This is a genomic window from Frankia sp. CpI1-P (assembly GCF_001421075.1).
GTDB lineage: Bacteria > Actinomycetota > Actinomycetes > Frankiales > Frankiaceae > Frankia > Frankia torreyi.
The window spans coordinates 56758-76965 of record NZ_LJJX01000016.1 but is presented as its reverse complement, the minus strand read 5'-3'; the positions used below and the strand labels follow the sequence as shown (position 1 = coordinate 76965).

The window sequence follows — 20208 nt, the reverse complement described above, 5'->3', positions numbered from 1 at the left end:
GGTCGGCGACGGGGTCATGGGCAGTCGGCGACGGTGTCATGGGCAGTCGGCGACGGTGTCAGGGGCAAAGGTGTCCCGAAGGGCCAGNTCGTCCCGCACGACCCGGCCCAGCCGGCCGACCCCGTCGCGGATGCGCTCGGGTGGTGGGTAGCAGAACGACAACCGCATGCTGCTGCCACCCGACCCGTCGGCGTAGAACCCGGCCCCGGGAACGTAGGCGACCCGGGCGGCGATCGCCCGCGGCAGCATCGCCCGGGTGTCCACCCCGCCCGGCAGCGTCACCCAGACGAAGAACCCGCCGTCCGGCCGGGTCCAGGTGGCGCCGGCGGGCATCGACTCGGCCAGGGCGTCGAGCATGGCGTCGCGACGCTCCCGGTACATCTCCCGGAACACCTTCACCTGCTCCGCCCACGGCTGGGTCGCCAGATACCGTTCGACCACCAGCTGAGTGAACATCGACTGGGACAGGATCGCCGACTCGGCGGCCAGCACCAGCCGGGCCGCCACCGGCGCCGGGGCCAGCGCCCACCCGACCCGCAGTCCCGGCGCCAACGTCTTCGAGAACGATCCCAGGTACACGACGTCGTCGGGGGCGTCGGCGCGCATCGCCCGCACCGGCTCACCCGTGAACGACAGCAGCCCGTACGGGTTGTCCTCGACGACCAGCACCCCGGCGCGCCGGCAGATCTCCAGCACCTCGGCCCGCCGCGGCGGCGTCAGCGTGATCCCGCCGGGATTCTGGAAGGTCGGGACCGTGTAGAGCAGCTTCACCCGGGCGCCCTCGGCGGCCAGCCGCTCCAGCGTCTGCGCGAGTGCGCCCGGCGACAGGCCGTCGCCGTCCATCGGCACGTGCACGATCCGTGCCTGGTAGGCCGCGAACGTGTTGATCGCCGTGACGTAGGTGGGCCCCTCGGTGACGACGACGTCGCCGGGATCGACGAACACGCGGGTGAGCAGGTCGAGCGCCTGCTGCGAGCCCGCCGTCACCACCACGTTGTCGGGATGGGCGTCGGTGATGCCCTCCATCGCCATGACGTCGCAGATCCGTGCCCGCAGACCCGGATCACCCTGCGCCGAGCCGTACTGCAGCGCCACCGCCCCGCGGCTCAGCACCAGCTCCGACACGGTCGCCGCGACCGCCTCCAGCGGCAGCGCGTCGACCGCCGGCATGCCCCCGGCGAGCGACACGATCTCGGGCCGGGAGGCGACCGCGAACAGCNCCCGAACCTCACTCGCGATCATCCCCTGGGCGCGCTGCGCGTACCGATCCCGCCACCGATCGAGAGTCACGCCCCGCGACACTACCCTGCCCCGCAACGGATGACGCCGTCAGCGCCCGGTGTCCGGCGACGCCGGGGCGTGCGCCAGATTCCCCACCGCCGCGGCGCCCCGCCTGCACCGCCACGGCGCCCACTCCCGGACGCGGGTGCGGGACGCCCGCGCCCACGGCAAGGACCCGGCTCGCGGTCGCGACTCCCAGCCGACCGGTCTCGGGATCACGCGCCACGATCGAGACCGTCACCCATACGACCCTGACGGTCGACGCCGCCATCCCTACTCGATCCCTTCGCTATCCCTCCGCGGGGTCGGCGACCAGGCCCTGGATATATGCTCGACTCGCGAGTCGAGAAAAAGTTGCCGGGCGGCTGGGGGTCAGGATGGCTCGGATNAATCACGACACCGTCGAGCTGTGGCAGGGGTGGCAGCGGCGGGAGCTGCGCGTCGACCGCTGCAAGGACTGCGGCACCTGGGTCTTCCCGCCGCGGCCGTTCTGCCCCGGCTGCTGGTCGGATGCCCTGGTGGGGACCGCGCTCGGCGGGGCGGGACGGCTGGTGTCGTACTCCCTGCCCCGCGTCGCGCCCGGGTCGCCACCGGTCGTCAGCGGGGTCGTGGCACTGGCCGAGGCGCCGGGCGTCCGACTGTTGGCCCGCATCGTCGGAATCGAGCCGGAGCGGGTCGCGCTCGGGATGCCGCTGGCGTTGGGCTGGTGGGAGGACGACGGCGGCGTGTATCCGCAGTTCGGGCCGGTCGACGCCGCCCCGGCCCGGCCGGACGGCGGTGCGGTTGGCGGTGTTGCGGACGAGGGTGCTGCGGACGGCGGCGCGGGGGAGGCGGGGGCGTGAACGGGTGGGAGCGGGCCGCGATCGTGGGGATCGGGTGGTCGGAGCTGGCGCGTGACAGCGGCGTGGGGCCGGGCAGTCTCATCGCCCGGGCCGCCCGGGCGGCGGTCCTTGACAGCGGGGTCGCGCGGGACGCGATCGACGGGGTCATCGGCGTGTACGGCACGGACTCCCCGACACTGTGGCCCGGGTACGTCGTCGACGCGCTGGGATTACCCGACGTCCGCTGGTGGGACACGGCGCAGCCGCCGTCGGTCACGGCGCTGTCCACAGCGGCGAACGCGGTGCTGACGGGCAACTGCGACTACGCGCTGTGCTACCACGGCAAGTATCGGTGGGCGAACACCTCGGTCGTCGGCCGNGGTGACCCGCTGCGCCAGGCCCCGGCGCACGAGTTCGACCCCGGCCTCGACCACGCGCTGGTGGAACACGGCGGTTCGATGCTGTGGGCCGCGCGGGTGATGCGGGAGCACATGGCGCGCCACGGCAGCACCCGGGAGGACTTCGCCCGGATCTCCGTCAACAACCGGACGAACGCCGCCCGCAACCCCCGGGCGGTCTTCCGCGCCCCGCTGACCGTCGAGGACTACCTCGCCGCCCCGATGATCGACGATCCGATGTGCCTGCTCGACATGGACGCGCCGATCGACGGCGCGCTCGCCGTCGTGGTCACCACCGAGCGCCGGGCCCGCGACCTGCCGCACCCGCCCGTGCTCGTCGAGGCGTTCGCCAGCGCCCTGCCGGAGCGCAACGACGGGCTGCTGTGGCCCGAGGCGGACGGGCTCGCCGCCCGCCGCGCCGTCGCCAACCTGTTCGCCCGCAGCGACCTGACCCCCGCCGACATCGACCTCGCCTACCCGTACGACGGGTTCACGATCCTGGCGATGCTGTGGCTGGAGGCCCTGTACACCGGGCCGGGGGAGGGCCCGGCGCTGCTGCGCGAGTCGTGGTCCGACGATGAGCAGCGGCTGCGGCTGCACGGCCGGGTTCCGGTGTGCACGCACGGCGGCAACCTGAGCGAGGGGCGTGCCACGCAGGGGTTCGGCTCCGTGATCGAGGCGGTGNAGCAGTTGCGTGGCGACGCGGGGGATCGCCAGGTCGACGCCGCCCGCAGCGCGGTGATCACCGGTGGCATGGCCGGCACGAACCGCTCGACGATCCTCGTCAGCGGCTGACCGGCCGCCCGCCGAGCCACCGCCCCGGCGGCTCGGGTCAGGCCGGGAGGTGCCGGCTCGGGAGCGGGGCGCCGCCCCCGTCGACGACGAGCGTCTGGCCCGTGAGGTAGGACGCCGCGTCGGAGCACAGGAACAGCACGACGGTCGCGATCTCGTCGGCGCTCGCCCAGCGCCGCAGCGGGATGCCGGCCGCCGTCGCCCGGCGAAACCGCTGGTAGCCCTCCTCGCCGAGGGCCGCGACCAGCGGCTGCCAGATGTCGGTGTCGACGAAGCCGGGCGCGACCGCGTTGACCCGCACCCCCCGATCGCCCCAGGCGGTGGCGAGATTCTGGGTCAGGGTGTTCAGCCCGCCCTTCGTCGCCGCGTAGACGGCCTGTTCGACGTCCCCGCCGTAGGCCGCCGCCGACGACATCGTGACCACGCATCCCCGCGTCCGCAGCAGCGACGGCGCGAGCCACGAGGTCAGCAGGATGACGTTGCGCAGGTTGAGGTTGAGCTGCAGGTCCAGCGGCTTCGCGGTGATGGCCTCCGGCGGCTGGTGCCAGCCGAGCCCGGCGTTGTTCACCAGGATGTCGACGTCGCCGAGCTCCTCGAGGGCCTGGTCGGCCACCCGCCGCACGTCGGCCTCGACGGTGAGGTCCGCGCTGATCGTGACCGGCTTGTTGACGAGCTGGTCGGCGACGGCGGCCAGGCCCGCGCTGCCGCGGGCGACGACGGCCACCCGCGCGCCCGCGGCGTCGAGAGCACGCGCGCACGCCGCGCCGATGCCCCTGCTGGCGCCGGTGACCACGGCGGCGCGGCCGGACAGATCGAAGGTGAGACCGGGCATCATGCGCTCCTGAAGATTATTCGTCCCTGATGCAGTTCTGTCGTCGTGCTTGGTCCGGGCAGGGGGAGTCGGGGAGGCTGCGACGGGGTTGCCCGGCGCCGCGGAATCTCCATGATCGCCCGGCTGGGGCTGGGCTGGATGGCGCGGTTCCGCGGAACACCGTGATCCACAATGGATCGGGAGTCCGCGAGCTGGCTACGTCCAGCCTGCCGTGGCGCCCTGGATCATCGTGAATGGTCCGACGGGCCAGCGGAAGCAGTCGACCAGCAACTGGTCGACGTCGCGTTCGGTGCTGACCCCCTCGGCGACGATCCGGCGCGCCTCGGCCACCGCCGCCCAGTAGACCCGGTTGGCGACGTAGCCCCAGGACATCGGGGCGTCGCGCACGACGACCGGGTTCTTGCCCAGCCCGTGGGCGAGCCGGGTCACCGTCTCGACGGCGTCCGGGTCGGTGTGCTCGGTCACGACGATCTCGGCGAAGCGCATGATCTGCGCGGGTGACGACCAGTGCCAACCGAGGACCCGGGTGGGCCGGTCGGTCGCCGCGGCCAGCGCCCCGACTGGGAAGCCGCTGGAGTTGGTGGCGAGGACCGCGCCGGCGGCGGCGACCCGGTCGAGCTCGCGGAACACCCGGACCTTCAACGCGAGGTCCTCCGGCACGGCCTCGATGACCACCGCCGCGCCGGCGACGGCCGACAGCTCGGACTCCCAGGCGATCCTCGCGGCCACCCGGTCGACGTCCGCGGCGGCCAGCTTCCCGCGCTCGACCGCGGCCCGCAGCCNGAAGCGGCCCTCGACGAGCTGGCGGCGGGCGCGCTCGCGGGCCGCGCCGCTCGTGTCGACGCAGACCACCGCGCAGCCGGCCACCGCCGCCGCCTGCGCGATCCCCGCGCCCATCACCCCCGCGCCGATCACCCCCACGGTCCCCACGGCCGTCACGGCTTCTGCGGCTCCCGTGGTCCGTGCGGCTTCTGCGGTTCCCGAGGTCTCCGGCCTCGCCGAGGTCCCGGCGGCGCCGGCCGAGTTGTCGCCGGCGGTCATGCGGCGGTCGCCAGCCGGGAGGTCAGCGCCGCCACCTCGGCGCCCGCCTCCGCCAACAGCCCCTCGGGCGGTCCGGTGGCGGTGAGCGGCGGCCATGCCCGTCGGTCGGCGACGATCCACAGCTCCTTCGACCCGGCCGGGCCGGAGCGCGACGTTCCGTGCCAGGTGCCCTCCTGCTGGAGCCGGAAGCCGAGCCGGCCGAGCTCGACCTCGCCGGCGCCGTCCGTCCGGTCACCCGATCCGTCCGTCGATCTGCCCGTCGAGCCGGCGGCGGTGCCCGGCGCGCCGATCCGGCAGGATCCCTCGACGACGAGCCGGACCAGGTCGGTGCCGAGGCGGAAGCCGGGCAGCGCGGCGGCGCCCGGCGGCCGGTCCCAGCACAGCAGGAGCACGCCGGACTCGCGGTCGCCCAGCGCGACGGCGGCCAGGCGGCTGCCGTCGCTGAGCGTCGACCATCGGGTCGTGTCGGTGAAGCCGGCGTCGAAGTGGCTCGGGCGCAGGACGGCGCCGAAGCTGTTGGCGATGGCGTGCGGGACGTCGGCGTCGCGGGGGAGCATCGCCACCCCCTCCAGGCTGACGTCGTCGGCGAGGGCGGTGTCGGCGAGCCGCTGGAGCTGCGCGTCGGTCAGGTAGGGCTTGAGTCCGCGCCGGTCGGCCATCAGCAGGAGCTGGTTGGTGCCGACCTCGTCGGTCCAGTACTCCGGGCCGTAGAAGGCGTCGGCCCGCTGGAGGCGGAACTCGCCGTGGGCGTAGCTGGTGCCGCCCACCCGGATCGGCTCGCCCAGCGCCATCCGGAAGCTGTCGCTCTTGTGCAGGTGCACGGGGGCCTTGCGAGGGAAGATCCGGCCCTCGATGGACATCGCGACGACGGGGCCCGCGTCGGGGTCACCCATCCGCAGGACGGCCCCGCTCAGCAGGCCGTCCTCGGGTAACGGGCGGCGGATGTCCCGGATGGCGCCGTCAACGTGGCCGTTGTGCCAGGTCGCGGATCCGAGGAGAGTGATCACGAGGGACCCCCTGGGGACGTGTGTTTACTCGACTCGCGGGTTGACATTAATACGGCGAGGCTCCTACGGTCTGCGGGTCGTCGCCGCGAGGATCGAGGAATGACATGCCGATCAGCTCCATCGCCGACCTNATCCGTACCCATGGCGCCGAGTGCGGTGGCCAGCCCGCGCTCACCGCCGACGGCCGCACCGTCACCTTCGCCCAGCTCGACGCCCGCTCGAACCAGGTCGCCCAGGCGCTGGCCGGGGAGGGGATCGGTGCCGGCGACCGGGTCGCCTACCTCGACGCCAACGCCGCGCAGTACTACGAGCTGCTCTTCGGCGGGGCGAAGCTGGGGGCGGTGAACGTCGCGGTGAGCTGGCGGCTGGCGCCGGTCGAGATCGCCGCGATCATCGCCGACGCGCAGGCCTCGGTCCTCATCGTCGGCGCGGCGTTCGCGGCGACCGTCGAGACGGTCGAGGCGGAGCTGCCCGGCGTCAAGAAGATCATCGTGGTCGGCGGCTCGACCGGCCACGAGGTCCGTCCCGAGGTCGGCCACGAGGCCCGCCATGAGGCCCGCCATCAGGACTACGACGAGTGGGTCGCCGCCGCGCCCGCGCTCGATCCCGGGCTGCGCGCGAAGCCCGACGACGTGCGGATCCAGCTCTACACCTCGGGCACCACCGGCCTGCCGAAGGGCGTGATGCTGACCGAGCACAACCTGCTGTCACTGCTGNGGATGGCCGGGGAGACGCTCGACCTCGGACCCGGCAGCGTGAATCTGGTCGCCATGCCGCTGTTCCACATCTCCGGCAGCGGCTACTCGCTCAGCGGCTTCCACGCCGGCTGCCACACGGTGCTGCTGCGCGAGGCCCATCCCGACGCGATCCTGCGCGCGGTGGCCGAGCACGGGGTGACGAACCTGTTCGCGGTGCCCGCCGTGCTGCGCACGATGCTCGGCGTGCCGGGCATCGCCGAGCTGGACCTGTCGTCGTTGCGCACGATCGCCTACGGGGCCTCGCCGATCTCCCTGGACGTGCTGGTCCGGGCGATCGAGACGTTCCGCTGCGACTTCGTGCAGGTCTACGGGCTGAGTGAGACCGCGGGCACCGTCACCATGCTGACGCCGGAGGATCATCGCCGGGCCCTCGATGCCGCCGGGACGGGCGTGGGCGGGACGGCGGAGCCCGGGGCAGTGGGCGCGGGCGGGACGGCGGAGGCGGCTGGGACGGCGGCCCCTCCCGGGTCGGCGGGTGCAGCCGGGCGGTTACGCTCGGCGGGACGAGCGGTGCCCGGGGCCCGGGTGCGCATCGTCCCGCCGCACACCGGGGCCGAAGCCGCGCCCGGGGAGGTCGGCGAGATCTGGATCCACTCGCCGCAGAACACCCCCGGGTACTGGAACAATCCGCGCGAGACCGCGGCGCTGCTCGAGGACGGCTGGCTGCGCACCGGGGACGTCGGCTACCTCGACGAGGACGGCTACCTGTTCATCCACGACCGGGTCAAGGACATGATCATCACCGGGGCGGAGAACGTCTACCCGGCCGAGGTCGAGAACGTCCTGATGTCCCATCCCGACATCGCCGACGTCGCGGTCATCGGGGTGCCGAGCGAGCGCTGGGGCGAGACGGTGAAGGCCGTCGTCGTCGCCGAGGCGGGCCGGACCCCGACGACCGCCGACGTCGTGTCCTTCGCCCGCGCCCGCCTGGCCGCCTACAAGTGCCCGACGTCGATCGACCTCGTCGACGCGCTGCCGCGCAATGCCGCGGGGAAGGTGCTCAAGCGTGAGCTGCGTAACCCTTACTGGTCTGGACGCGCTCGGTCCGTAAGCTAGACCTCGCCGACGGGCAATCTACCTGCTGGTCGGATGGTCGATATCGCCTCGGGGCGTGCGGAGCCCTGCGGAGGAACGCTTGACATCCTCCCTCGCGTGAACGCGGGGGATTCCAACTTCTACACGTCCGCCGGGAGAGGGGGTGTGCAGCGTTGAGGTTCGCGGTTCACGGGCCGCCTGTCGGCGTCGCCTCCCCGCGCAGTCACCCACGTGGTTGCCCACTGATGTCCCAGGGCGATGTTGCGTGCCGCGTTCACGTCGGCGTTCGCCTGCTGCCCGCAGGCCCGGCACCGGAAGGCGGCTTGGCTCTCGCGCGCCTGCCGGTCTCGGGTTCCNCAGGTGTTGCAGGTCTGCGACGTGTAGGCAGGGTTGATCTTCTCGACCCTGCCGGGGGCTTTCTGTTCCAGCCGGCGGACGAGCAGTCCCCAGCCGTGGGCGAGGATGCTCCGGTTCAGCCCGGCTTTCTGCCGCACGTTCCGCCCCGGTTCGGCGAGGGTGCCCCGCGCCGAGCGGGTCATATTTCCGATCGGCAGATCCTCGACGCGGATCAGGTCGTACCGGCGGGCAAACGCGGTGCTGGTCTTCTCGACCCGGTCCTTGCGCCGGTCGACCTCTCGGGCCTTCACTCGGCCGATCTGCGCTTTCAGGCGGGTCCGCCGGTTCGATCCGGATTTCGCTCGGGCGAGCCGGCGTTGCAGGCGGAGCAGCCGAGCCTGTTCCCCGGGCCGCAACCCGGGACAGTGCAGCAACGCGCCCGTCGACAGCGCGGCCGACACGGTCACTCCCCGATCCACCCCGACAATCGTGCCAGTGCCAGTGCCAGTGCCCGGGATCGGGTCGGGCACGGCCGCGAACGCCACCTGCCAGCGGCCCGCCCGGTCCCGCGTCACGCGGTAGGAACGCGCCTCCGGAACAGCACGGGACCGGCGGAACCGCACCCACCCCACCTTCGGGATACGCACCGCCGACCAGCGACGGTTCAGAACATGCACATCGGTGGGTTTCACCGCGACGATCCGGAAACCCGCCGACCGGCCACGCTTGCGCCACGACGGCCGGCGATGCGAACCCCGGAAGAGGTTTGCCATGGCCGTGGCGAAATCGCGCAACGCCTGCTGCTGCAAAGTCTGCGAACCTGCGGCAAGTCACGGATTCTCCCGGCGCGCCGCGGTCAACTGGCGGGACTGCTCGTGGTAGTTCGGTGCCGGGCCGCGGCGCGGATTCCACCAGGACTGCTGTTCCACGGCGAGGTTCCACGCGTACCGCGCCTGCCCGCAATGGTCTTCCATCACAGCCGCCTGTTCGGCGGTCGGACAAAGCCGGTAGCGGGACATGTCTCCATTCTACAGAAGGGATATCGACCGATGAATAAGATGAGACGGCGTTTCCTCCCTGCCATGAACGGCGGGGTCTCCACGCCGCAATCCCGATGAACACGACTCAGTCCGACCCGCCGCGCAAGCGTGGCCGCCCGCGCAACCTCGAGCCCAGCCAGGAGTACCGCGATCGGCTGGAGAACATCGTGCGGGTGGCGGCGGACGTCTTCCAGGCTCACGGGTACGAGGCCGGCTCGCTCGACGACGTGGCCGCCGCGATGGGCCTGCGCAAGGCCAGCCTCTACTACTACGTCAAGCGCAAGAGCGACCTGCTCCGCCTGGTCTTCGAGCGCGCCATCACGGTGGCGCTCACCGAGGTCGAGACGCTCGCGCACCTCGCCAACCCGCGCGAACGGCTCGCCGCGCTCATCCGCCACCAGGCGCTGCTGGTCACCCGGGATCCCGCCCTGTTCGCCGTGTTCTTCGACCAGCGGGCCGGCCTGGAGCACGCCGACCTCGCCGACGTCGGCCACAAGGAGCACCTCTACCTGCGCCAGTTCATCCTCGCGGTCGAGGCCGCGATGGCGGACGGGTCGATCCCGCCGGGCGACCCCAGGCTCGTCGCGAACGCGATCATCGGCATGACGAGCTGGTCCTACAAGTGGTTCGACGCCCGGCGCGACTCGCCGGAGGCGTTCGCCGACACCTGCGTCGCCCTCGTCCTGCGCTGAGCCGGGCGGGGCCGGCACCCGCCCGGCCGGCCGGGAGATCCGGCCGATCCGCCACCCCGGGCCACGCCCCCGCCGGCCGGTCCGCCCCGCCGGGGCCACTCGCCAGTGTGACGCGGATTAATTTCTACTCATGGGTTGACATAAATCTACCGCCCGCATACCTTGCTCCTACCTCGCAGGCCGCAGCGGTCGGCGGCCCCGCCGGGAACGCGATCGGCGCCCCGGGGAGGTGGTCGGTTCAGGCGGTCACGGATGGCCGTCGACGCGCCGGCGGGCCTGGACGCGGGGCCGGCCGAGCCCGCCGGCCCGCCCGCGCGCCGCCGCACCGGCGGCCGGGGCCTGCCAGCCCGCCGGGAACAGGAGCTTGGACGACATGACGCGACCCCGAACTCCCGCCGCACGATTACGCACGGCCGTTCCCGCCCTCGTGGTGGTGGCCCTGCTCGCGGTGATCCTCGCCAAGGGGGATTACCGGGCCAACTTCTTCTCCGGCGGCGGGTTCGCCCTGGGGGCGCTGATCGCGGNGATCGCTCTCGGCGTCGTCGTCACCTACCGCGGGTCCGGGGTGGTCAACCTGGCGGGGGCGGCCGTGGCGATGTACGCCGCCTACGTCTACGCCGACCTGCGGGCCCACGGCGACCTGTTCCTCCCCCCGCTGCCCAACCCGCTCGCGCCCATCGAGGGCCTCGTGCACCTGGCGGGCGACGACGGGTTCTCCGTGCCGCATTGGCCCACCTCGGTGTCCTTCGGCGCCGCGATGGGCTTCTGGCCGGCCCTCGTGCTCGCCCTGGTGTTCTGCGCCCTGTTCGGCCTGGTGCTGCACGTCGCGGTGTTCCGGCCGCTGCGGCACGCGCCCGTCCTGGCCAAGGTGGTCGCCTCGGTCGGCGTGCTGCTGTTCCTGCAGGCCGTCGTCGTCCGGCGGTTCTCCACGACGACGCAGGTCGTCGGGCCGCTGCCGTTCGTCGACAAGACGCAGGTCGACCTCGGCCTGTTCAAGATCACCCAGGAGCAGCTCTTCGTCGTCTGCCTGGTGCTCGTGCTCGCCGTGGCGCTGTGGGCGCTGTTCCAGCGCAGCCGCTTCGGCCTCGCCGTGCGGGCCGCCGCCGAGAACGAGAAGGGCGCCACGGTCCTCGGCTTCTCCGCCGACCGGCTCGCCGCGGCGACCTGGGTGCTGTCCACCGTCGTCACCGGGCTGCTCGGCATCTTCGTCGCCTCGGTGAACTCCTCCGTCGACCCGAACACCATGCCGGCGCTGATCGTCCCGGCCGTCACCGCCGCCCTGGTCGGCGGTTTCACCTCCTTCGGGTGGACGACGCTGGCCGCCTTCGGCCTCGGTATGCAGGTCTCGCTGGTGACCTTCCTCGGCGCGAACGAAAGCTGGTTTCCGAAGGCCGGCGGGTTGCCCGTGCCCGGGGTCGACCTGCTCGTGCCGCTCGTCGTCATCGTCGCGGTGCTGGCCCTGCGCGGGCAGTCGCTGCCGACCCGCGGGGTGCTGGGGCCGGGCCGGCTGCCGTTCTCGCCGACGGCGCGGCCGTGGGCGCTGCGCTACGGCGGGCCGGGGCTGGCCGTCGTCGCGCTGATCCCCGGGGTGTTCTTCCTGTCGCCAGCGATGCGCGACGGGCTGACGAACACGCTGACCGGCATCGTCATCTGCCTGTCCATCGTGGTCCTCACTGGTTTCATCGGGCAGATCTCGCTGGCCCAGACCAGCTTCGCCGGCCTGTCGGCCTACACCGTCGCGAGCCTGTCGACGCACCACGGCTGGCCGTTCCCGCTGCCGATCCTCGCCGGGGCTGCGGTCGCGGTCGTCGCCGGCGTGCTCGTGGCGCTGCCCGCACTGCGGGTGCGCGGGGTGCACCTCGCGATCGCCACCCTCGCCTTCGCCGTCGCCGTCGACAAGGTCGTGTTCGCCAACTCCTGGATCAACGGTGGTTTCGACGGCGCGACCGTGACGACGCCGGCGCTCATCCGCTCCCAGGACACCGCCACCCACCACATCCTCGGCGTCACGATCGGGGACGGCACCCAACCCAACCCGCTGACCCTGGTGTTCTGCCTGGTCGTCGTGGTCGCGCTGGGCTACCTCGTCGCCAACCTGCGCCGATCGCTGACCGGGCGCCAGATGCTGGCCATCCNCTCGAACGAGCGGGCCGCCGCCGCCGCCGGAGTCAACGTGGCCGCCGTGAAGGTGTTGGCGTTCGGGGTCTCGGCGTTCATCGCCGGGGTCGGTGGCGCGGTCATCGCCTACCGCACCGGCAACGTCACCCCCGACAAGTTCCTCTACGACAAGTCGCTGATGTTCTTCGCGTTCGCCTACCTCGGGGGGATCGCGAGCGTCAGTGGCGCGGTCACCGGCGGCCTGCTCGTCGGCGGTGGGCTCGGCTTCACGGTCCTCAACCGGGTGTTCGGGCTGCCCGACGAGTTCGTGCTGCTGCTCGGCGGCCTCGGCCTGGTCGTCACCGCCGTGCTGAACCCCGAGGGCGTCGCCGGCAAGGCCCGCACGGACCTGCTGGCCCTACAGCGAAGATTCCGACCTCCCACCCTGGCGGACCCACCCACCCTGGCGGACCCACCCACCCCGGCGGACCCACCCACCCCGGCGGACGTGGCAACACCGACCACTGGTCCCGTCGCGTCCACCGAGCCCACTGCGTCCACCGAGCCCACTGCGTCCACCGAGCCCGCCACGACCGTCCCACCTGCAGCGTCCGTCCCACCTGCAGCGTCCACTCCGGTCGCCGCGGCCACCCCGGCTGCGTCCGGGTCCCCTGCCGGCTCCCGGGTGAGCGGGTCGGCCGGGGCGGCGCCCGCGGTGGCGGGGGAGGCCCGGTGAGCGAGTTGCTGCGCACCGAGTCGATGAGCGTCGTCTACGGCGGCCTGCACGCCGTCAACGGGCTGGACCTGCGGGTCGACGAGGGCCGCCTGGTGGGGCTCATCGGTCCCAACGGCGCCGGGAAGACGAGCTTCATCGACGGCATCTCCGGCTTCACCCGCACTCAGGGTGCGATCCACTTCCGCGGGAAGCGCGTCGACCGCGAGCCGGCCCACCGCCGGGCCCGCCTGGGCCTCGGCCGCACCTGGCAGTCGCTGGAACTGTTCGAGGACCTCACCGTGCGGGAGAACCTCCAGGTCGGCGCCGAACGGCAGACGGTCGGCGGGTTTCTGCTCGACCTGGTCCGGCCCGGCCGCCGCCGCGATCAGTCCGACGTGGACTGGGCGCTGGACGTCCTCGGCATCGCCCACCTCGCCGACCGGTTGCCCACCGAGATCAGCCACGGCCAGCGCAAGCTGGTCGGCGCCGGGCGCACCCTCGCCGCCCGGCCCGCGCTGATCTGCATGGACGAGCCGGCCGCGGGCCTGGACACCACCGAGTCGGAGCAGTTCGGCCGCCGGCTGCGCCGCATCGTCGAGGCCGGCGTGTCGATCCTGCTCGTCGATCACGACATGGGGCTGGTGATGGGGGTGTGCGACGAGGTCTACGTCATCGAGTTCGGGACGAAGATCGCGCACGGCACGCCGGCGCAGGTCGTCGCCGACGAGCGCGTCCGGGCGGCCTACCTCGGCACGAAGGCGGGAATATGACCGCGCTGCTGGAGATCGACGGCCTGTACTCCGGCTACGCCGGCGTCGCGATGGTCCGCGACCTGAACCTGACCGTGCACGCCGGGGAGATCGTGGCCCTGCTGGGCCCGAACGGCGCCGGCAAGACCACGACGCTGCTGACCACCTCGGGCCTCAACCCGGTGATGAAGGGCGACATCCGGGTCTTCGGCCGCTCGGTGCGGGGCCGCCCGGCGCACCGGGCGCCCCGCGAGGGGCTCGCCCACGTGCTGGAGGACCGCTCGCTGTTCTACCAGCTCACGGTCGCCGAAAACCTCCGGCTTGCCGCCGCGCGCAGCAAGGGCGACCTCGCCCGCGCGCTGTCGTACTTCCCGGCGCTGGAGCCGCTGCTGGGCCGGCGGGCGGGGCTGCTGTCCGGCGGCGAGCAGCAGATGCTCGCGATGGCCAGGGCCCTGACCTCGAAGCCACGCCTGCTGATGGTGGACGAGATGAGCCTCGGTCTCGCCCCCGTCATCGTCGAACGCCTGCTGCCGGTGCTGCGCCGCATCGTCGACGACACCGGCGCCGGAGTGCTGCTCGTCGAGCAGCACGTCCACCTCGCCCTGGAGGTCGCCGACCGGGCCGCCGTGCTGGTCCATGGGGACCTGGTCGCCAGCGGCACCACCGCGGAGATCGCCGGGCGTGCCGCCGCCCTCGAATCGACCTACTTCGGCGCCGGCGCCGAGGTGGAGGCCGGAGCCGACGTCGGAGCCGATGCCGAGGCCGGTGCCGAGGCCGAGGCCGACGCCCGCACCGGCGACCCGGAAGCCGACCCGGAAGACAACCCGGAAGGATCACGATGAGCGAGGCCTGGATTCTCGACGGCGTGCGGTCCCCCCGCGGCAAGGGCCGGTCCACCGGCTCGCTGCATCACCTGCATCCGCAGGAGCTGTTAGGCCAGCTCCTGCGTGCGCTCGCCGACCGCGTCGGCTTCGACCCGGAGCTCGTCGACGACGTGGTGATGGGCAACGGCAACGCCGTCGGCGACCACGGCGGCGACATCGCCCGGATGGCGGTGCTCGCGGCCGGCTGGCCGGAGACGGTGGCGGGCGTGACGCTGAACCGGTGGTGTGGGTCCGGTCAGCAGGCCGTCACCTTCGCGGCGATGGGCGTGGCCTCCGGGCACCAGGGGCTCGTGCTGGCCGGCGGTGTGGACATGATGTCGCGCTGGCCCGCGGAGGAGGGGCCGATGGACTTCTCGGCCGGCAATCCGGCGGTGCGGGCCAGGTTCCCGCAGGTCCCNCAGGGGGTGTCCGCCGATCTGATCGCGACGATCGAGGGGTTCACCCGCGACGACGTCGACGCGTTCGCCGCCCGCAGCCAGCAGCGCGCCGCCGCGGCGATCGAGCAGGGCCACTTCGCCCGCAGCGTGGTGCCCATCGTCAACGCCGACGGCTCCGTCGCCCTCGACCGCGACGAGCATCCCCGGGCGGGCACCACCCCGCAGACGCTGGCGAAGCTGGCGCCGTCGTTCGCGGCCCTGGGGCGCGCCGTGTTCACCGACTACGGCTACGACCGGGCCTTCGGCGAGATGGTCCGCGACGTCTACCCGGACGTGAAGGAGGTCGACTACGTCCACCATGCCGGCAACTCGTCGGGCATCGTGGACGGCGCGGCCGTGCTCGCGATCGCCTCGCCCGACTTCGCCCGCGCGCACGGCCTGCGCCCGCGGGCCCGGGTGGTGATGAGCGCGGTCGTCGGCGCGGAGCCGGTCATCATGCTGACCGCGCCCGGCCCGGCCTCGCGCCGCTGCCTGGAGCGGGCCGGGATGACGGTGGACNACGTCGACCTGTGGGAGATCAACGAGGCGTTCGCCGCGGTCCCGCTGAAGACCATGCGCGACCTCGACCTCGATCCCGAGAAGGTCAACGTCAACGGCGGGGCGATCGCGCTCGGCCATCCGATCGGCGCGACCGGCGGCATGCTGCTGCAGACCGCCCTCGACGAGCTGGAACGCCGCGACCTGTCGACCGCGCTCGTCACCATGTGCACCGGCGGCGGCATGGGCACCGCGACCATCATCGAGCGGGTCTGACCGCGCCGAGCAGGTCCTGACGCGCAGATCAGAGCCGGACGACAGCGCCGCAACGGCGATCAGTAGGTGTGGAGGCAGGCGATGGGCAGGATTCTCGAGGGCATCAAGGTCGTGGAAGTGGCGCTGTTCGGCTTCGTGCCGTCGGCCGGCGCCGCGCTCGCCGACTGGGGCGCGGACGTCATCAAGATCGAGCATCCCGAGACCGGCGACCCGGTCCGGGCGCTGTCGTCCTACGGCTTCGGCCCCGGCGACGGCGGCGTCACCACGCTGTGGGAGGTGTTCAACCGCGGCAAGCGGGGCGTCGGCATCGACATCGCCACCCCCGACGGGCTCGAACTGCTGATGTGCCTCATCGACGAGGCGGACGTGTTCATCACCAGCTTCATGCCGTCGGCCCGGGAGCGGCTCGGCATCGACGTCGACCAGGTCCGGGCGCGCAACCCGCGCATCATCTACGGCCGCGGCACCGGTCAGGGGCCCGCCGGTCCCGACGCGGACAAGGGCGGGTTCGACGGCATCTCCTACTGGAGCCGATCGGGCGCCAGCACCGCCTCGGTCCCGCCGGGCTACGACTTCCCGATCCTGCTGCCCGGCCCCGCCTTCGGCGACATCCAGAGCGGGATGTTCCTGGCCGGCGGCATCGCAGGGGCGCTGTACCAGCGGGAGCGGACCGGCCAGGGCAGCGTGGTCGACGTGTCGCTGTTCGGCGCCGGGCTGTGGGCGATGCAGGCCACCATCGCCGGCGCCGCGGCGATCGGCGCGGACAACATCGTCCAGCTCGATCGGCGCCGCCCGCCGAACCCGCTGACGAACCTGTACCGGACGGCCGACGGCCGCTTCTTCGTGCTCGGGATGTTACAGGCCGACCGCTACTGGGCCGGCCTGTGCGCGGCGCTCGGTCACCCGGAGCTGGCCGCCGACGAGCGGTTCACCACCCTGGCCCTGCGCACCGAGCACGCCGCGGCGTGCGTCGCCGCCCTCGACGCCATCTTCACGGCGATGAGCTACGACGAGCTGGTCAAGGCCCTCGACAGCCAGGAGGGCCAGTGGGCGCCGGTCGCCGTCCCCGGCGACACCCTGACCGACCCGCAGGCGCTGGCGAACGGCTACGTCCAGCAGGTCGACTACCCGAGTGGCGCACGCCTGCCGCTGGTTCCGGTGCCCGCCAGGGTCGACGGCGACCTGCCCACGCTGACCCCGGCGCCCACCCTCGGGGAGCACACCGACGAGGTCGTCCTGGCGCTCGGCCGCTCCGAGGAGGAGCTCATCAACCTCAAGATCGCCGGTGTGATCTCCTGATGACCGCCGTCACCCACGGGGTCGACCCGGGCGTGCTGCGCGCGCTGCTGGCCGCGGGACNCAACCCCGCCCTGGCCGACCCCGTCCTGGCCGAACCCGTCCTCGCCGAGGCCGACATCGTCGACCTGCACCGGCTCAAGGGCGGCTACTCCCGCGAGATGTGGTCGTTCGACGCGGTGACCCGCGACGGCGCCACGCACCCGCTGATCCTCTGCGCCGACTCGGCCGTCGGCGTCGTCGGCGCGGGCGGCCAGACCCTCGGCCGTCCCGCGGAGGCCGCCCTGCTGCACACCCTGCACACCGCGGGCCTGCCGGTGCCCGACGCGGTGGCCAGCGGCGACGGCGCCACCGGGGGCCCCGGCGGGGAACTCGGCCGCCCGTACCTGGTGATGGAGCGGTGCAGCGGCACGGCCGCGATCGGCCCGCTGCACCGCGACCCCTGGTACGTGCAGCACCGGGCGGAGCTCGCCGACTGGTTCGCCGCGACGCTGGCGGCGATCCACGCCGCCGACGTGCCGGCCGACATCCTCGGCGCCCGCCCGGATCCGGCGCGGGTCGCCGGGGTCGAGCTGGCCCGGTGGAGCGGCGAGCTGCGCGCGACCCCTCGGGCGCACACCGGTGTGCTGGACCGGGCGCTGGGCTGGCTCGCCGCGAACCCGCCACCCCCGCCCGTCCGGGTCACCCTGCTCCACGGCGACTACCGGACCGGCAACATCCTGCATGGTCACGGCGACGGCGGCCCCGACGGGCTGCGCACGGTGCTGGACTGGGAGATGGCCCATGTCGGGGACCCGCTGGAGGACCTCGCCTGGGCGCAGCTCGTCTGCTGGCGGGTCGGCACCGACCGCGTCGGCGGCCTGGTGGACCTGGCTCGCTGGCCGGACCTCTACGGCGCCGCCGCCGGCTGGGCGCCCGACCTCGCGGCCCTGCGGTGGTGGGAGGTGCTCGGTTCGGTGAAGATGGCCTGCCTGGTGTGGCGGGCCGCCGAGGCCGTTACCGTGCCCGCCGAGCGCGCCCTGCTGGAACGCCTCTTCGCCGACCTGGGCACCGAACTCGACCGCCGCCTGCTGCCCCCCGACCGCCGTCCCACCGCACCGCGCCCGACCGGACCGGCACCGACAGACGCCGTCCAGGCACACGGAGCCCAGACGGACGCAGCCCAGACGGACGCCGTTGGGGCGAACGCAGCCCAGGCGGCGGACACGGTACGGGCGGACACGGCGCGGGCGGACATGGCCCAGACGGGCGCGGTACCGGCGGGCGGAGCACAAGGCGGACGGAGCACGGCGATGACCGACGGGGGACGGCGGGCCGACGTGGGGCCCGCGACCGAGTCGTTCGAGGTGCGAGGGGTGCGCAACGGCAGCATCGTCACGGTCGTCTGGGACCGCGGCGTGCTCGACGGCGACCCGCCCACCATCGACCTCGTCGAGGTCGAGGCCGATCTCGTCGCCGAGTCCCGNCGCGATCCCCTCCAGCGTCGCCGCGACGGGGGCGCCGGTGGCGGCGCGGCCGCGGTCGCAGTGAACGATCCCGAGTCCGCGTTCGCGCTCGTAGTCCGCACCCTGGACCGGGTCGTCCAGGTGACGACCCCGGCACGGCCCCGGCCGTCGCGCTAGCCGATCGAGTCTTCTCTACCCTCCGATCTACCCTCCGACCACGAGCATGCGCCGGTGACGGCCGGTCGAGGTGGGCGGGCGGGAGGGGTTGCGGTGCCGACGTGCTCGCGGCACCGCTCCACGCATCCGAGCGCCGGTTCATTCTGATGATCTTGGTGTTCCGCGGAACCGCGCCGTGCTGCCGGGACAGGGGATCGGCGGAAGGCCCGGGCACCGTGCGGTGCCCGGGCCTTCTCGGTGCCGGTGGCCGGTGGCCCGGGCCGCGTCCTGCGGCTTGGGCCGGGTCGTGCGGCTCAGGCGAGGTCGTAGAGCTTCATGGCGTTGTCCTGCAGGATCTTGCGCAGCACGTCGTGGGGGAGGTCGCCGAGCTTGTCGTTGATGAACTGCCGGGGTGGCAGCGCCGAGCTCACCGGCCCCGGCGACATGCTCGTCGGGTGCGGGAAGTCGGTCTCGTACAGGATGTTGTCGGCGCCGACGTAGTCGATCGCCGCGCGCAGCGTGGGGCCGTGCTCGAACCAGAAGCAGGCGTAGATCTGGCGGCGGAAGTACTCGCTGGGTAGCAGGTCATACTCGGGGTGCTCCTTGGCGACGCCGCACTCGGTCCACATCCAGTCCAGCGCCTGCAGGGTGAACGGCACCCAGCCGACGCCGCTCTCGACCNAGACGAACTTCAGGTCGGGGAAGCGGTGGCACACGCCCGCGCCGATGAGGCTGCCCACGGTGCGGGCGTTGCCGAGGAAGAACGTCATCGGGAAGGTGGCGTAGTTGGCGTGGACGCCGGCCGAGGGGTGCAGCAGCTGCGGCATCGTGGTGTCCCCGCTGCCGATGTGGAAGTTCACCGACAGGCCCATTTCCTGGGCCGCTGCCCACAGCCGGTCCCAGTGCGGGTCGGTGAGCATGGGGGAGCCGAAGTCCTCGGGCGCCTGGGAGAACACCAGGCCCTTGTGGCCGAGCTCCGCGCAGCGGGTCATCTCCGCGATCGACAGGTCGATGTCCCAGAACGGCACCGCCATGACCGGGACGTAGCGGTCCGAGACCCGGCGGAAGTCCGCCAGCCAGTCGTTGTACGCCTGTAACAGCAGCAGGGCCAGCTCCATGTCGCCGAAGTCGGTGTAGCGCCCGGCGCCGAAGCCGGCGACGTTCGGGTAGAGGACCTCGGCGTGGATGCCGTACTCGTCCATGATCTCCAGACGGCCTTCGGGCTGCCAGATGCGCGGGTCGACCATGTCGAGCTGAGCGGGGAACTTCGGCGGCGGCTCCTTCCAACCGGCGATGGCGAGACCGGCGGCCGGGCTGAGCACCTTGCCACCGGCGACCCACCACTCGATGCCGCCTGCGTCGCGTTCGACGTGGGGCACACGGTCGCCGTACTTCGACGGGACCCGGGACGTCCAGAGGTCGTAGTGCTCGACGACGTGGGTGTCGCAGTCGATGACCTTGAGGTCGAGTTCGTCGATGAGATCCACGATGTACCCCTCACGCGGGACCGGGAACGCCCCCGGTCGGGACGGTGCGCACTACCTGCACGGGACGATAGGTGAGACGCAGATTACAGTCAACCGGCGGGTCGAATAAATTCGCCGGGTGATCGGAAGGTGTCGAACGGGCGGCCGATCAAGCCG

General features: G+C 72.8%; 12 protein-coding genes and 15 pseudogenes. 16 read left to right on the top strand and 11 right to left on the bottom strand.

What is annotated here, in order from left to right; translation table 11 throughout:
* Nucleotides 1–88: 88 nt before the first annotated feature.
* Together FF86_RS13150 and FF86_RS66075 are read right to left on the bottom strand one after the other, a co-directional pair.
* Nucleotides 89–1219: pseudogene (locus FF86_RS13150) on the bottom strand (PLP-dependent aminotransferase family protein); the annotation flags it as partial.
* A gap of 183 nt (nucleotides 1220–1402) precedes the next feature.
* Nucleotides 1403–1552: pseudogene (locus FF86_RS66075) on the bottom strand (DUF1028 domain-containing protein); the annotation flags it as partial.
* A gap of 118 nt (nucleotides 1553–1670) precedes the next feature.
* On the opposite strand from FF86_RS66075, the gene FF86_RS13145 reads away from it, so the two are divergent.
* The 3 genes and pseudogenes from FF86_RS13145 to FF86_RS66065 form a co-directional block, all read left to right on the top strand.
* A partial coding sequence (locus FF86_RS13145; protein WP_242418686.1) for a Zn-ribbon domain-containing OB-fold protein occupies nucleotides 1671–2123 on the top strand: 453 nt, incomplete at its 5' end.
* 437 nt (nucleotides 2124–2560) lie between these two features.
* Nucleotides 2561–3184: pseudogene (locus FF86_RS66070) on the top strand (thiolase family protein); the annotation flags it as partial.
* A gap of 1 nt (nucleotide 3185) precedes the next feature.
* The coding region (locus FF86_RS66065; protein WP_396229864.1) for a hypothetical protein at nucleotides 3186–3295 on the top strand (110 nt) is incomplete at its 5' end.
* Between the two features lie 37 nt (nucleotides 3296–3332).
* On the opposite strand, the gene FF86_RS13135 is transcribed toward FF86_RS66065, so the two are convergent.
* The 4 genes and pseudogenes from FF86_RS13135 to FF86_RS13125 all read right to left on the bottom strand — a co-directional run bounded on the left by FF86_RS13135 (nucleotide 3333) and on the right by FF86_RS13125 (nucleotide 6172).
* Entirely contained in the window at nucleotides 3333–4124 is a 792-nt protein-coding gene (locus FF86_RS13135; RefSeq protein ID WP_044885028.1) for an SDR family NAD(P)-dependent oxidoreductase, read from the bottom strand.
* A gap of 195 nt (nucleotides 4125–4319) precedes the next feature.
* A pseudogene (locus FF86_RS13130) lies at nucleotides 4320–4906 on the bottom strand (3-hydroxyacyl-CoA dehydrogenase family protein); the annotation flags it as partial.
* 1 nt (nucleotide 4907) lies between these two features.
* Nucleotides 4908–5165, bottom strand: a 258-nt coding sequence (locus tag FF86_RS62295) for a 3-hydroxyacyl-CoA dehydrogenase NAD-binding domain-containing protein (protein WP_255355778.1), incomplete at its 3' end; no start/stop codon positions are given.
* The gene (locus FF86_RS13125; protein ID WP_055866424.1) at nucleotides 5162–6172 is read right to left on the bottom strand and encodes a hypothetical protein; all 1011 of its coding nucleotides are present in this window, start codon (nucleotides 6170–6172) and stop codon (nucleotides 5162–5164) included. The genes FF86_RS62295 and FF86_RS13125, both read right to left, overlap by 4 nt.
* Nucleotides 6173–6303: 131 nt before the next feature.
* Between FF86_RS13125 and FF86_RS47550 the strand changes: the two are divergent.
* Together FF86_RS47550 and FF86_RS47545 are read left to right on the top strand one after the other, a co-directional pair.
* A pseudogene (locus FF86_RS47550) lies at nucleotides 6304–6888 on the top strand (AMP-binding protein); the annotation flags it as partial.
* A gap of 1 nt (nucleotide 6889) precedes the next feature.
* The coding region (locus tag FF86_RS47545; protein ID WP_242418685.1) for an AMP-binding protein at nucleotides 6890–7986 on the top strand (1097 nt) is incomplete at its 5' end.
* Between the two features lie 119 nt (nucleotides 7987–8105).
* Here FF86_RS47545 and FF86_RS47540 read toward each other — a convergent pair.
* Nucleotides 8106–8321 (bottom strand): annotated as a pseudogene (locus FF86_RS47540) (zinc ribbon domain-containing protein); the annotation flags it as partial.
* A gap of 1 nt (nucleotide 8322) precedes the next feature.
* Nucleotides 8323–9320: pseudogene (locus FF86_RS13115) on the bottom strand (RNA-guided endonuclease InsQ/TnpB family protein); the annotation flags it as partial.
* Between the two features lie 95 nt (nucleotides 9321–9415).
* On the opposite strand from FF86_RS13115, the gene FF86_RS13110 reads away from it, so the two are divergent.
* On the top strand, nucleotides 9416–10033 hold the full coding sequence (locus tag FF86_RS13110) for a TetR/AcrR family transcriptional regulator (RefSeq protein WP_044884964.1): 618 nt from the start codon (nucleotides 9416–9418) through the stop codon (nucleotides 10031–10033).
* Nucleotides 10034–10279: 246 nt separating this feature from the next.
* On the opposite strand, the gene FF86_RS62290 is transcribed toward FF86_RS13110, so the two are convergent.
* Entirely contained in the window at nucleotides 10280–10408 is a 129-nt protein-coding gene (locus FF86_RS62290; protein WP_255354330.1) for a hypothetical protein, read from the bottom strand.
* Here FF86_RS62290 and FF86_RS66060 point away from each other — a divergent pair.
* From FF86_RS66060 to FF86_RS13080, 10 genes and pseudogenes are all read left to right on the top strand, one after another.
* Nucleotides 10407–10557, top strand: a pseudogene (locus FF86_RS66060) (hypothetical protein); the annotation flags it as partial. The gene FF86_RS62290 and the pseudogene FF86_RS66060 sit on opposite strands and share 2 nt — an antisense overlap.
* Before the next feature lies 1 nt (nucleotide 10558).
* A pseudogene (locus FF86_RS13105) lies at nucleotides 10559–12168 on the top strand (ABC transporter permease); the annotation flags it as partial.
* Between the two features lies 1 nt (nucleotide 12169).
* Nucleotides 12170–12866 (top strand): annotated as a pseudogene (locus FF86_RS47535) (ABC transporter permease); the annotation flags it as partial.
* A complete protein-coding gene (locus tag FF86_RS13100) occupies nucleotides 12863–13615 on the top strand; it encodes an ABC transporter ATP-binding protein (protein WP_052681050.1) in 753 nt (250 codons plus the stop codon). The pseudogene FF86_RS47535 and the gene FF86_RS13100, both read left to right, overlap by 4 nt.
* Nucleotides 13612–14436: an ABC transporter ATP-binding protein gene (locus tag FF86_RS13095; RefSeq protein ID WP_044884963.1), complete on the top strand. Its 825-nt coding sequence runs from the start codon at nucleotides 13612–13614 to the stop codon at nucleotides 14434–14436. Before FF86_RS13100 ends, FF86_RS13095 begins: the two co-directional genes overlap by 4 nt.
* Nucleotides 14433–14875: pseudogene (locus FF86_RS47530) on the top strand (acetyl-CoA C-acyltransferase); the annotation flags it as partial. The gene FF86_RS13095 and the pseudogene FF86_RS47530, both read left to right, overlap by 4 nt.
* 1 nt (nucleotide 14876) lies before the next feature.
* Nucleotides 14877–15413: pseudogene (locus FF86_RS47525) on the top strand (acetyl-CoA C-acyltransferase); the annotation flags it as partial.
* Between the two features lies 1 nt (nucleotide 15414).
* Nucleotides 15415–15668: pseudogene (locus FF86_RS47520) on the top strand (acetyl-CoA C-acyltransferase); the annotation flags it as partial.
* Nucleotides 15669–15749: 81 nt separating this feature from the next.
* Complete coding sequence (locus tag FF86_RS13085; protein ID WP_044884962.1) at nucleotides 15750–16967, top strand: CaiB/BaiF CoA-transferase family protein; 1218 nt, start codon at nucleotides 15750–15752, stop codon at nucleotides 16965–16967.
* 158 nt (nucleotides 16968–17125) lie between these two features.
* Nucleotides 17126–18429 (top strand): annotated as a pseudogene (locus tag FF86_RS13080) (phosphotransferase family protein); the annotation flags it as partial.
* Nucleotides 18430–18879: 450 nt separating this feature from the next.
* On the opposite strand, the pseudogene FF86_RS47515 reads toward FF86_RS13080, so the two are convergent.
* Nucleotides 18880–19246: pseudogene (locus FF86_RS47515) on the bottom strand (amidohydrolase family protein); the annotation flags it as partial.
* 1 nt (nucleotide 19247) lies between these two features.
* Nucleotides 19248–20052 (bottom strand): amidohydrolase family protein (locus tag FF86_RS13070; RefSeq protein ID WP_242418684.1); only part of this gene is annotated, 805 nt, incomplete at its 3' end.
* Nucleotides 20053–20208 lie beyond the last annotated feature (156 nt).